10 protein-coding genes are annotated in these 12751 nt (G+C 73.6%); 5 read left to right on the top strand and 5 right to left on the bottom strand.

The features are described 5' to 3' along the window. Positions 1 to 3: 3 nt before the first annotated feature. The gene (locus HCK04_RS00315) at positions 4 to 627 is read left to right on the top strand and encodes a TetR/AcrR family transcriptional regulator (protein ID WP_142644840.1); all 624 of its coding nucleotides are present in this window, start codon (positions 4 to 6) and stop codon (positions 625 to 627) included. A gap of 795 nt (positions 628 to 1422) precedes the next feature. Here HCK04_RS00315 and HCK04_RS00320 read toward each other — a convergent pair. Together HCK04_RS00320 and HCK04_RS40850 are read right to left on the bottom strand one after the other, a co-directional pair. Next, positions 1423 to 2115, bottom strand: coding sequence for a response regulator transcription factor (locus tag HCK04_RS00320; RefSeq protein WP_260616993.1), 693 nt, complete (start codon positions 2113 to 2115; stop codon positions 1423 to 1425). Next, positions 2112 to 3155, bottom strand: coding sequence for a sensor histidine kinase (locus tag HCK04_RS40850; protein ID WP_312845712.1), 1044 nt, complete (start codon positions 3153 to 3155; stop codon positions 2112 to 2114). Before HCK04_RS40850 ends, HCK04_RS00320 begins: the two co-directional genes overlap by 4 nt. A gap of 296 nt (positions 3156 to 3451) precedes the next feature. Between HCK04_RS40850 and HCK04_RS00335 the strand changes: the two genes are divergently transcribed. From HCK04_RS00335 to HCK04_RS00350, 4 genes are all read left to right on the top strand, one after another. Continuing rightward, positions 3452 to 3826 (top strand): hypothetical protein, encoded by a 375-nt coding sequence (locus HCK04_RS00335; protein WP_142644842.1) that lies wholly within the window; start codon positions 3452 to 3454, stop codon positions 3824 to 3826. Between the two features lie 110 nt (positions 3827 to 3936). Then, positions 3937 to 4887, top strand: coding sequence for an ATP-binding cassette domain-containing protein (locus tag HCK04_RS00340; protein ID WP_142644843.1), 951 nt, complete (start codon positions 3937 to 3939; stop codon positions 4885 to 4887). Next, the gene (locus HCK04_RS00345; RefSeq protein ID WP_205829659.1) at positions 4884 to 6449 is read left to right on the top strand and encodes a hypothetical protein; all 1566 of its coding nucleotides are present in this window, start codon (positions 4884 to 4886) and stop codon (positions 6447 to 6449) included. The genes HCK04_RS00340 and HCK04_RS00345 overlap by 4 nt, the downstream gene beginning before the upstream one ends. 101 nt (positions 6450 to 6550) lie before the next feature. Continuing rightward, on the top strand, positions 6551 to 7333 hold the full coding sequence (locus HCK04_RS00350) for an ABC transporter permease subunit (protein ID WP_142644844.1): 783 nt from the start codon (positions 6551 to 6553) through the stop codon (positions 7331 to 7333). Here HCK04_RS00350 and HCK04_RS00355 read toward each other — a convergent pair. The 3 genes from HCK04_RS00355 to HCK04_RS00365 all read right to left on the bottom strand — a co-directional run bounded on the left by HCK04_RS00355 (position 7330) and on the right by HCK04_RS00365 (position 12722). Further along, positions 7330 to 9078, bottom strand: coding sequence for an NAD+ synthase (locus HCK04_RS00355; RefSeq protein WP_142644845.1), 1749 nt, complete (start codon positions 9076 to 9078; stop codon positions 7330 to 7332). The genes HCK04_RS00350 and HCK04_RS00355 overlap by 4 nt on opposite strands. Before the next feature lie 50 nt (positions 9079 to 9128). Then, positions 9129 to 10619 (bottom strand): BTAD domain-containing putative transcriptional regulator, encoded by a 1491-nt coding sequence (locus HCK04_RS44020; RefSeq protein WP_142644846.1) that lies wholly within the window; start codon positions 10617 to 10619, stop codon positions 9129 to 9131. An 81-nt stretch (positions 10620 to 10700) separates the two neighbouring features. After that, on the bottom strand, positions 10701 to 12722 hold the full coding sequence (locus tag HCK04_RS00365) for a sensor histidine kinase (protein WP_142644847.1): 2022 nt from the start codon (positions 12720 to 12722) through the stop codon (positions 10701 to 10703). Between the last annotated feature and the right edge of the window lie 29 nt (positions 12723 to 12751).

Genomic DNA, 12751 nt, shown 5'->3' on the forward strand with positions numbered 1-12751 from the left:
GTCATGAAGACGCAGCAGACGGCTGAGGGGGTGGCCCGCCCGGCGGGCCGCCCGCGCAGCGAGAAGGCGGAACGGTCGATCATCGAGGCCACCCTCGAACTGCTCGGCGAGGGCATCGGTGTGTCGGAGCTGTCCATCGAGTCGATCGCCGGCCGCGCCGGTGTCGGGAAGACCACGATCTACCGCAGGTGGTCCAACAAGGAAGACCTGGTGGTGGACGCGCTGGCGACGCTCAAGCGGCCGATCCCGCTGCCGCAGGGCGGAACCGTGCGAGACGACCTGGTGACCTACCTCCGGGTGATCCAGGAGGAGTCCCTGCACCATCGCACGCGCTGCATCATGAACATCGCCATGAGCGACTCAGAGCGGCATCCCCGGCTGGCGGAGCGGTTCCGCGAGCTTGCCGTGGAGCCGCGCAGGGCGGTCGTGACGGCGGTTCTGCGGCGTGGGATGGAGACCGGGGAGCTGCGTGCGGACCTCGACATCGACATGGCGCTGGCACTGCTCAGCGGGGCCATGATCTGGTCCACGAAGTGGTCTCACTCGGACCAGCCCGATGCCAGCCTCCCCGAGCGGATCGTCGACGAGGCGCTCAAGGGCTTCCGCCCTCGCAACTCCGAGCAGTGACCCGTCTTTCCACCCCCGAGCTGTAACCTCGTCCCTCGATCCCCGAGCTGTGACCCGGCTCCCGAGCCCCGGGCCGTGATGCGGCCCCTCGCCTCCGAGCCATGACCCCGGTCCGTACGGCAGACGGCCGTACGGACCGCCCCGGTCACCGTCGTGCACCGCCGTCCTCGTGATACGCCACGCACGAAACGGCGCATCGAACGGCGCATCGAACGGCGCACAGAGCCGCGTATCGAGCGGCGCGACGGAACCGAGCGCGGAACGGTGCCTCGACCGGTGTGCGGAGCCGAGCGCTAAGCGGCGCACGGAGCGGCGTGACCGACGCGAGCGCTAAGCGGCGCGACGAAGCGAGCGCGGAGCGGCGCATCGAACGGGTGCGTCGCGCTGGGCATCCTCATGGGATGCCGGGTACCACTGGCGGGAAATGGACGCGAGGGCGGGCGGCTGTCTGCCGACGACGCCGTCTCCTAAAGATGTCTCCGATGACTCCGTGACCGATGCCGGACGCCTGCCCGGCATCGGTCACGGCTTTCTTGTCTCGGGCCCGCCTGTTCCAACCGGAGTGGAGCGCGCTTGTCAGCGGGCCTGACCTCAGACCCGCGTCGCGCGCGCCCACCCCTGTGCCGGTGTGTCGCCGGGAATCTCCCAGATCAACGCCCGAGCAGGTCCTTGCTCCGCAGCCCGGCGGCTTTACGGCCGATCGACCAGGCGCCGTGCTGCCGAGCCACCGCGGCGCTGCGCCGCCATGCCGTCGTGCTCCGTGCGCCGTGTGCCGACGGCCATCGGATGGCGGTGTCAGGTCGGCTCGGCCGGGTTGAACCGGTCACCGGTGAAGCGCGGCACGATCAGTCCGGTCTCGTACGCCACGACGACGGCCTGGGTCCGGTCACGCAGGCCGAGCTTGCTAAGCACCCGGCTCACGTGCGTCTTGACCGTCTCTTCGCTGACGGTCAGCCGGTCCGCTATCTCGGAGTTGGACAGCCCCTCGGCCACCAGCCGCAGCACCTGCGTCTCCCGTGGGGTGAGCGCGGCCGGGATGGCGGGCTCGGGAGTCGGCCGCAGGCGGGCGAACTCGGCGATGAGGCGGCGGGTGATCGAAGGGGCCAGCAGCGCATCGCCCGCCGCCACGACGCGGACCGCGTCGAAGAGGCGCTCGGCGGTGACGTCCTTGAGCAGGAAACCGCCCGCCCCGGCGCGCAGCGCGTCGTACACGTACTCGTCCAGGTCGAAGGTCGTCAGGATGAGGACCCGCGTTCCGGAGCCGGCGAGCCGCCGGGTTGCCTCGATGCCGTCCATAACCGGCATACGGATGTCCATGACGACGACGTCGGGGCGCAGTTCCCGGCACATCCGGACGGCCTGCGCCCCGTCGGGCGCGGTCGAGACCACGGCGAAGTCCGGCTGGCTGCCCAGCAGTTCGGCGAAGCCGGTGCGGACGACCAGATGGTCGTCGGCCACCACGACACGGATCGGCGTCCCGCCGGTCACGGACATCCTCCCGCAGAGCCGGCGGGTGCGGCAGGGCCCCACCAGCGGTCAGGACCGTCGGCAGCACCGGAGGCCTGGAAATCATCGGCATCCGGAAGCCGAGGGAGACACGCCTCCACGACGAAACCGCCGCCGGCCGCGGAGCCGATGCACAGTTCGCCACCAACGGCGGCGGCCCGTTCCCGCATCCCGGTCAATCCGTGGCCGGCCGATCCGCGAGCAGCCGATTCGTGTTCGGTCAATCCGTGCCGGGCCGCCTCATATCGGGCGGATTCGTGATCGGCCAATCCATGACCGGCGAAGGTGTGACCAGCTGATTCATGACCGGCCGATTCTTGCCCGGCGAGTACGCGACCAGCCGGTCCGCGAGTAGCCGATTCGTGTTCGGCGAATCCGTGACCGGCCATGCCATCGGGCACGCGCGCGTCTCCGGACGGGACGGCTGCACCGGGCATCACGGCGCCGCCCGGCACGCCCAGGCCGTCGGACCCGCCGGTGCCGGTCGCCGTGCCCGAGGAGAACGGAATGCCTGGGCCGTTGTCCCGTACGCGCAGCCGCAGAGCGTCGCGGGTGTAGTGCAGTTCCACGTCCACGGCGGCGCCCGGCGCATGCCGCCGGGCGTTGGTGAGCGCCTCCTGGATGATGCGGTAAGCGGCGAGTTCGACGCCGGGATCGAGCACGGCGGGGGAGCCGCTGAGAACGAGGCGCACGGCGGTTCCCGAGGCGTCGCGCGCCTCGTCGAGCAGCGCGTTCAGCTCGGTCAGCCGCAGGCCGGGCTGCGGGCGCAGATCCGCCCGTTCCCGGTCGTCCTCACGCAGCACGCCCAGCAGGCGCCGCATCTCGGTCAGCGCCGAGCGGGCGGTGTCGCCGATCGCCCGCAGCCGCTCCGCCCCGGCGGACGGCATGCCCGGCACGGCTACCCGGGCCGTCTCCGCCTGTACGGCGACCATGGAGATGTGGTGGGCGACCACGTCGTGCAGCTCCCGGGCGATGCGCGCCCGCTCGCCCCGGGCGGTGTGCTCCAGGAGGGTGCCGGCGATGACCTGCCGGGCGGCCGGTTGTCCGCGGCCTCATCGGTGGCCCGCCGGGCGACTCCGGCCAAGGTCGCAGCCGGGGCGATGCACGCAAGGAGCAGGACGAGGACGCGCGTTTCGCCCTCCACGGGAACGAGCATCGCCACGCCTCGGGGCAGGGTCCAGGCGGGCAGGCCGAGCAACGCCGCCACGACGTACGGCGCGGCGAGCAAGAGGCCAAGCCGCCGCGCTCCGGTGACACCGAGCCGGTGGAGGCAGACCACCACGACGGCCGCGCGGCGACAGTGAGCGTCCGGAAGGCCGTGAACGACAGCACGCCCGCCGCGCCGACGACCAGGGCGGCGGCCGTCGGCCGGGTCCGCAGGAACACGACCGGCACCGTGGTGGCCAGGGCGAGCAGGCCGAACGCGACCAGACGCAGCGCGGCCCCGCCGGGATCGGCCCCCGGGCCGGTGAGCGCCACGACCACCGTGCTCGGGCCCGCCGGGGTGCCCGGAGTGCTCGCGCCCATGCCCACCGGTGCGGTCGAGCCGTGCCCGAACAGGGGTGGTGTAGTCGCGGCGGGTCCGAACGAGAGCGGCGTCGCGCCGCGGGCGTGCGCGACCGCCTCGGCCAGCGCGAGCAGGGCAGCGAACACACCCAGCGCGGCGGGCGCGTACGAAGTGCCGACGACATAGGCGCGGAAGAAGGAGACGCGGAAGGGAGACACCCCGCCTTGCGCTCGGAGGGCGGAGATCGCTCCCCGCCGTGACGCCGCGCGTTCCCGCCACCGCCTAGCCTGCCGGGCATGCGAGCGGCCATCGAAGTAATCGGACTGCGTAAGCGCTACGGCCGCACCGTGGCGCTGGACGGGATGTCCTTCACGGTGCTGCCGGGCCGGGTCACCGGTTTCGTCGGGCCCAACGGCGCGGGCAAGTCCACCACGATGCGGGTGATCCTCGGGCTCGACACGGTCGACGAGGGATCCGCGCTGGTCGGCGGCCGGCCCTATCGGAGCCTGCGGGCCCCCCTGTGCCAGGTCGGCGCCCTGCTGGACGCCGCCGCCCTGCAGCCTTCCCGTACGGCACGCAACCACCTGCTGTGGCTGGCCCACTCCCAGGGGCTGGGCGCGCGGCGGGTCGACGAGGTGGTCGAGCAGGTCGGGCTGGGGGCGGTGGCGCGGCGCAGGGCGGGCGGGTTCTCGCTCGGCATGCGGCAGCGTCTCGGCATCGCCGCCGCGCTGCTCGGGGATCCGCCCGTCCTCATGCTGGACGAGCCGGTCAACGGCCTCGACCCGGAGGGCATCGTGTGGATCCGCACCCTGCTGCGGTCCCTGGCCGCCGAGGGACGCGCGGTGCTGGTGTCCAGCCATCTGATGAGCGAGATGCAGGACTTGGCCGACCACCTCGTGGTCGCGGGCCGGGGGCGGGTGGTGGCGGACATGAGCGTCGCCGACATGGTCGCCGCCGCCTCCGACGGGCGGGTCACGCTGCGGACGACCGCGCGTCCGGAGGCGATGGAAGTGCTGGCCCGCGCCGGCGCCAGGGTGGCCGTCCAGGACCGCGACACGCTCACCGTCTCCGGGCTGGAGGCGGAGCGGATCGTCGCCCTGCTCGGCGCGAACGGCGTGCCGTTCTCCGAGGTCGCCGCGCATCGCGCGTCGCTGGAGGAGGCGTACATGGAGCTGACCCGGGACGCGGTCGAGTTCCGCGCCACGACCCCCCGAGCCACGACCCCCCGGGACGGGACGGCGACATGATCACGGACCCCACGACAGTCATGGAGACGAACGGGCGCGACGGCTTCCTGCGCCTGGTGCGCGCCGAGTGGACCAAGTTCAGGACCGTACGCGGTTGGGTGGCCGGCATGGCCGTCGGCGTGGCGCTCGTTGTGGCCCTGGGGCTGATGTCCGCGGCGGGCAGCCACGCCTCCTGCGGCATGGGCGATGTCGAGACCGCCTGCACGCTCACGACCGGGCCGGGCGGTGAGGCGGTGAGCGACCGCTTCTTCTTCGTCCACCGCCGGCTGGACGGGGACGGCTCGATCATCGTGCGGGTCGACTCCATGACCGGGCGGATCCGGCTCCCCGACGCCACCCCCGGGGTGCGCAACGTCGTGGCCGGAGTCGTGCCGTGGGCGAAGGCCGGGATCATGGTCAAGGACGGCGTCCGGGAGGGCGCGTCGTACGCCGCGGTCATGGTCACCGCCCGGCACGGCGTGCGGATGCAGCACGACTTCACCGAGGACGTCGCGGGCGGGCCCGGCGGCGTCTCGCCGGGGTCGCCGCGCTGGCTGCGGCTGACCCGGTCCGGCGGCACCCTGACCGGCTACGAGTCCGTGGACGGCAGGCGGTGGACGGTGGTCGGCACGGCCCGCCCGGCCCGGCTGCCGGCCACGGTGGAGGCCGGGATGTTCGTCGCCTCCCCGGGAGACCTCACGGTGAGCAGAGGGAATCTGGGCGGCGCCTCCGTCCAGGTCCGGTTCACCGAGGCGACCGCCGTCTTCGACCAGGTCCGGGTGGAGGGCCGGGCGGGCGGCACGCGGAGCCACGACGACGTCGGCGTGACGTACGAGCCCGACGGCAGCACGCCCCATCACCCGGGCCGCTTCACCGAGTCGGGCGGCACGTTCGCGATCACCGGGCTCGGCGACGTCGCACCGAGCACGGACGGCATGCGGATCGAGAGCACGCTCTCCGGCCTGGTCGCCGGGCTGGTCGCGGTGATCGTGGTGGCGGTGCTGTTCGTCACCGCGGAACACCGGCGGGGCCTGTTCCGCACCACCCTGCTGGCCGCGCCACGGCGGGGCCGGGCGTTCGCCGCCAAGACCGTGGTCATCGGCGCGGTGGCCTTCGCCGCCGGCCTGACCACCGCCGCCCTCACCGTTCCCCTCGGCGCGCGCATCCTCCAGGCGAACGGCAACGCCGTCCTCCCGGCGAGCACGTTAACCGAGCTGCGGGTCGTGGCCGGTGTCGGGGCGCTGACGGCCGCCGTCGCGATCCTCGCCCTCGCCTGCGGCGCCCTGGCGCGGCGCGGTGCGGCGGCGGTCGCCGCGGTGGTCGGGCTCGTCGTGGTGCCCCACATTCTCGCGACCGCCTCCGTCCTGCCCCTGGGCGTGGCGCGGTGGCTGCTGCGGCTCACTCCGGCGGCCGGGTTCGCGGTGCAGCAGAGCGTGCCGGAGTACGCGCAGGTGCTCGGCTACTACAGCCCCCAGGGCGGCTACTATCCGCTGCCGCCCCTCGCCGGGCTCGCCGTGCTCTGCGGCTACGCCGCGCTCGCCGTCGTCCTGGCCGCCGTACGCATGAGCCGGGCCGACGCATGAGCAGGGGCCGGCACGTGAGCAGGCGCCGGCACGTGAGCAGGGCCGAGACGTGAGCAAAAGGCGACACGTGAGCAAAAGCGACACGTGAGCAAGGAGGACGCGTGAGACGCGAGCTTCGCGCGGAGTGGACCAAGACGCGCACCACATCGGGCGCGGCGTGGCTGACGGCCGCCGTCGTCGGGCTCACCGCCGCCGCGAGCGCCGCCGTGGCCGCGACCGTGTCCTGCCCGGCGGCGGGCTGCGACCAGGACGTCCCCCGGCTCGGCCTCGCCGGAATCCAGGCGGGCCAGGCGGCCGTGGCCGTCCTGGCCGTGTTCGCGGTCACCGGCGAGTACGGCACCGGCATGATCGCGACGACGTTCGCGGCGATGCCACGCCGGGGCCGGGTCCTGGCCGCGAAGGCCGCCGTCCTCACCGGCCTGACACTGGCCGCCGGGACGGTCGCGGTGCTCGCGTCCGTGCTGGCGGCACGGCTCATCCTGCCGGGCAACGGGTTCACGGCCGCCAGCGGTCACCCGCCGCCGTCCCTGGCCGACGGCCCGACGCTGCGGGCGGCGGCGGGCACGGCGCTCTACCTCGCGCTGATCGCCCTGCTCAGCCTCGGCGTCGCCACCGCCGTTCGGGACTCCGCGACCGCGGCAGGCGTGGTGTGCGGCCTGCTGTACGTGCTGCCGCTCATCGCGCACATGGTCGCCGACCCGGGCCGGCGGCGGCTGCTCTGGCAGGCCACGCCGGCGAACGCCGGGCTCGCGGTCCAGACGACCACGCACCTGGACGACCTTCCGCTCGGCCCATGGGAGGGCCTCGGCGTGGCGGCCGCGTGGGCCGCCGCCGCGCTGCTCGGCGCCTGGCTGCTGGTCCGCACGCGTGACGTGCGGACTTAGAGGCGCTCGCGCCAGCGGGTGGTGATGGGCAGGCGGCGGTCGCGGCCGAAGTTCTTGGGCGTGATCTTCGGGCCCGGCGGGTACTGGCGGCGCTTGTATTCGGCCTGGTCGACCAGGCGGATGATCTTCGTGACCAGCTCGGGATCGTGACCGGCCGCGACCAGCTCGTCGCGGCCCATGTCCCCCTCCACGTAGTCGCGCAGCAGCCGGTCGAGCACGTCGTACGGCGGGAGCGAGTCGGTGTCGCGCTGGTCGGGCCGCAGCTCGGCGCTCGGCTCCTTGGTGATCGAGTTCTCCGGGATCGGAGGCCGCCCCGGCTGGGCGTTGCGCCACTCCGCGAGCTTCCAGACGACGCTCTTGAGCACGTCCTTGATCGGGGCGAACCCGCCCGCCGAGTCGCCGTACAGGGTGGAGTAGCCGGTGGCCAGCTCGCTCTTGTTGCCGGTGGTCAGCACCAGGTGGCCGTGCTCGTTCGACAGGCTCATCAGCAGCATGCCGCGCACGCGGGCCTGGAGGTTCTCGGCCGCCAGGCCGTGCAGCTCGATCTCCTTCTCGAACGCCGCGACGATGTCGGCGATCGGCACCATCTGGGAGTGGACCCCCTGGCGGCGCACCAGCTCCTCCGCGTCGGTGATCGAGTGGTCCGAGGAGTAGCGCGAGGGCATCAGCACCACGTGCACCCGCTCGGGCCCGATCGCGTCGGCGGCGATCGTGGCGACGAGGGCGGAGTCGATGCCGCCGGACAGGCCGAGGATGACCGAGCGGAAGCCGTTCTTGCGCACGTAGTCGCGCACGCCGAGCACCAGCGCCTGGTAGATCTCGGCCAGGTCGTCCAGCCGCTCGGCGACGACCGGCGTCTCCGGCTCGTACGGCTCGACCGGGGCGGCCGACAGCAGCACCCGCTCGACCGTGATGACCGTGCCGTCGTGCGCGTCGTGGCGCGACTCGCCGGGCTCGCCCGTGCCCTCCGGAAGCTCCAGGTCGGTGACGAACAGGTCCTCCTCGAACTGCGGCGCGCGGGCGACCAGCTCCCCGGAGGCGTCCACGACGAGCGAGTCGCCGTCGAAGACCAGCTCGTCCTGCCCGCCGACCATGTTCACGTACGCGAGCGCGCAGCCCGCCTCGCGGGCCCGCCGCGCGCACAGCTCCAGCCGCACGTCGTCCTTGTTCGTCTCGTACGGCGAGCCGTTGGGGACGACGAGCAGGCCGGCGCCGGCCTCGGCGACCACCGACACGGGACCGCCGTCCTGCCACAGGTCCTCGCACACGGCCACGGCGACGTCCACGCCGTGCAGGCGGAAGATCGGCAGGCGGTCGCCGCGCACGAAGTAGCGATACTCGTCGAACACCCCGTAGTTCGGCAGGTGGTGCTTGGCCGACTTCGTCACCACCCGGCCCTCGTGGAGCAGGGCGACCGCGTCGAGCGGGGCGCCCTTGGGCTGGCCCACGCGCGGGGCGAGGTCGGCCCGGTCGAGGTAGCCAACCACGACGGGGAGATCGCCGAGCCCCTCGTCGGCGAGCCGCGTCGCCGTCTTCGACAGCGCAGTGATCGACGCCTCCACGAACGACGAGCGGAGCACCAGATCCTCGGCGGGATAGCCGGTCAGGAACATCTCGGGGAACACCACGAGGTGAGCGCCGCGCCCGGCGGCCCTGCGGGTCCACTCGACGAGCATGTCGGCGTTGCCGGCGATGTCACCGACGACCGGATTGGTCTGGGCGAGAGCGATACGCAGTTGAGCCACGGTCCCACCCTAAAGTGTCCGATTTGTTGTCGTCAAAGCGACGATAAGGGTCAGGCGTCGCGCGAGCCGGGGCTGACCAGCCCTCTTTCGTACGCGAGGACCACGAGCTGGGCGCGGTCGACCAGGCCGAGGCCACGCAGCAGCGTGGTGACCTCGTCGGCGACCTCCTGCTCCGGCACGGCCAGCGTCATTGCGATCTGCCGGTTGGTGAAGCCCCGGGCGACGAGCTTGATCAGGTCGATGTCGGAGTCGGACAGCCCTTCCGGCGCCGCCGGGTCGCGCCGCCCCGCGAACGCGGCGATGAGGTGCGTGGTGACCGCCGGGTCGAGCAGCGCGTCGCCCGCCACGGCCGCCCGGACCGCCGCGATGAGCTGCTCGGGCGGCGAGGTCTTCAGGACGAAGCCGCTCACCCCGGCCCGCAGCGCCGCGTAGAGGTTCTCGTCGGTGCCGAAGGTGGTCATCATGATCACCTTTGGCGGCGCCTCCGCCGCGAGGATCCGCCGGGCCGCCGCCAGGCCGTCCAGGCGCGGCATCTGGATGTCCATGAGCACCACGTCGGGCCGCACCGACCGGACGAGCGCGATCGCCTGCTCGCCGTTCTCCGCCTCGCCGACGAGGTCGAGCCCCGGCTCGCTGTCGAGGATCACCTTGAGACCGGTGCGCACCAGCGCCTGGTCGTCGGCGATCAGCACCCGCAGGGCCGCCGGGCCGGAGGCCGCACCCGACGCCCCCACCGGCACGGACGGCGCGGACGGCCCGTCCGGCGGCGCGTCCGCGGCCGGACCGGGGGCGTCCAGATGCGCCGCCTGGACGAGGATGTCCTGCTCCAGCCGCTGCAGGGCCGGGCCGAGGTCGAGCCCGAGCTCGTCGCGCAGCGCCACCCGGGCCCGGCGCAGCGCGCCGAGCGCGTCGCCCTGCCGCCCGGCACGGTAGAGCGCGAGGGCCAGCAGCCGCCAGGCCTCCTCCCGCAGCGGATGCGCCGACGCGTGCGCCTCCAGGTCGGGGATCATCGGGCCCGTACGGCCCAGCCGCAGGGCGGCGTCCGCGCGGCGCTCCACGGCGAGCAGGCGAAGCTCGTCGAGCCGCGTGGCCTCGGTCTGCGCCCAGATCAGCTCCTGGAACCCGGCGAGCGCGGGCCCGCGCCACAGGGCGAGGGCCGCCTCCATCCGCTGCAACGTCGCGGCCGGGCCTTCGTGGTCGCTCTTGACCAGGTGCTCGAAGTGCCAGCAGTCCACGTCCTCGACGGCCGCCCGCAGCGCGTAGCCGGGCGGGGCCGACACCAGGACGCCCGCCTCCTCGCGCGGTGCGCGGTCCGGTTCGAGCGCCCGCCGCAGCCGGGAGACGTACCCCTGGATCGTGGACAGCGCCTGGGCGGGCGGCTCGCCGGGCCACAGCTCGTCGATCAGCACGCTCACCGGCACGGCGCGTCCTGCGGCCACGATCAGCCGGGCGAGCACGGCCTGTTGCCGCTGGCCGCCCAGGTCGAGCGTCTCGCCGCCGGAAACCGCTTCGAACGGTCCAAGGGCACGAAAAGTCACCATCGCACGGTAAGCGTAGAGGCAGTGGCGATCACGGTCGCGCCGAGCGGCTCTCGGTTGGGTCGCGAGGCCGGCTGCTGGTGCTCAGGCGGTGAGCGGGAACCGGGCCTCGACGACCGTGCCGCCGGTCTCGGCGGCGGTGACCACGCAGTTTCCGCCCAGCTCGGCGGCGCGCTCGCGCATCGAGGACATGCCGACTCCCGCGCGCGGCCGGGCGGGCGGGCCGACGCCGTCGTCGGCGACCGTCACCCGCAGCTCGCCGCCGCCCCCGGCCGGGTGACGCGTGACGACCACCTCCGCGCGGGTGGCCCGTGCATGACGGCGCACGTTGTTGAGCGCCTCCTGCACGATGCGATAGACCGCGACCTCCACGGCGGCGGGCAGCCCCGCGAGGTCGCCGTCCACCCGCACCGCGATGTCCTCGACGCCGTCCGTCCCGGCGGGCAGCGTCTCCTCGGCCAGTGCGCGTACGGCTCCCTCAAGCCCCAGGTCGTCGAGGGCCGGCGGCCGCAGGCCGTACACGAGCTCGCGGATGTCGCCGGCCACCGCGTCCATGCCGACCCGCAGGTCGTGCAGCAGGGCGTCGGCCGTCTCAGGGGACCGTTCCAGGCTGTGGCGGGCCATGTTGATCGTCATCGCCATCGCCCCGAGCGTCTGGCCGAGCCCGTCGTGCAGGTCGCGGCGCAGCCGCCGCCGCTCCTCCTCGCGGGCGGCGAGGATGCGCTCGCGCGAGCGCTGGAGGTCGGCGGCCATCCGTACGGCGTGGGCGACGTCGGCCACATAGGGGAGCAGCGTGGACAGCACCCGCTCGTCGTGGGCGGCGGCGAACCGCCGTGCCCCCGGCGGGCCGACGAGCAGCCGGCCGACCGGCTCGCCGTGCCAGACGAGCGGCACCTCGCGCGGCGACGGCCCGGCCTGGCCGCTCTCGACATAACGCGGCCTGCCGCCGGCGACCTCGACGGCGACGCCCTCCACGGCCAGGCCCTCGCGCACGACCGTCACCACCGACGCCAGCGCGTCGGCGGGGCCGGCCCGCCGCACCTCCTGCGTCAGCCGTTCGGCGAGCAGCGCCGGATCGCCCACCCTGCCGTAGAGGGCACGGTCGACCACACGCTGCAGGACGCGGCGCAGCGGCTGGAAGAACGCCCCGGCGAACAGCGCCGCCACGAGGCCGCCCACCTGGTGATATCCCGACACGACCAGGCTGGAGACCGCCCCGGCCACGAAGTAGACGACGCCGATCGCGCCCAGGAGCCCGGCGGCGACGAACGTCCGGCTGATCACCGTGTCGATGCCGTACAACCGGTAGCGCAGCGCCGCGAAGAGGATCGCGAACGGGATGAGCGCCGTCCACAGCGTCGCGGGCAGCCACATCGCGGGGCCGAGCAGGTAGAACGCCACGTACACGGCGAAGACGGACAGCGGCCAGGCGATCTGCCGGCGCGTCACCGGGTCGGCGCGCCGCAGCCGGAGCGCGAGCGAGGCCAGCGCCGCCACCACGCATGCCTGGATCACGTACTGCAGGACGTCCCACACCGGGACGTAGTAGGGGATGAGTGCCCTGACCTGCAGCGGGTTATGGATCACCGCCGGCCAGGGGTAACCGGCGGGATCGGGATCGGGTCGCAGCAGGCTCAGGACGACCTCGGCTGCGGTGGCGACAGAGCCGGCGGCGACGACCACGCGCCAGCCGCGGGAGGGGAGCGTCCCGGTGGGGGAGTAGAGCGGAACCATGACCGCCAGCAGCAGGCCCGACACCGCCCAGCAGGTCACCTGGACCGCCCGGGCCGCGACGGCCGCCCCCATGTCGCCCTGCGAGGCCCAGTGGAACATCAGCGCCGTGAAGGCGACGTTGCCCGAACCCAGCAGGCCGCCCGCCCAGATCAGCCAGGCCATGCTGAGCCGGGGCCGCTGGGACACCAGGAACGCTCCCGTGAGCGGGAACGTGAGCGCGACGCCGAAGTCCGGCGTCAACGGGGGGTGCGGCTGCCACTCCTCGGGGATCCGGACCTGGACCAGCACCCCCGCGAGGGTCAGGACCAGCGCCAGGGCCGCCATCGCCCAGGCCGCCGCCCGCACGGGAAGGGCAGGGGGGTTCTCGTCCATGCTGCGATGGATTATGTCCTGTCCCGATC

The organism is Microbispora sp. CL1-1 (assembly GCF_012034195.1).
Taxonomy (GTDB): Bacteria; Actinomycetota; Actinomycetes; order Streptosporangiales; family Streptosporangiaceae; genus Microbispora.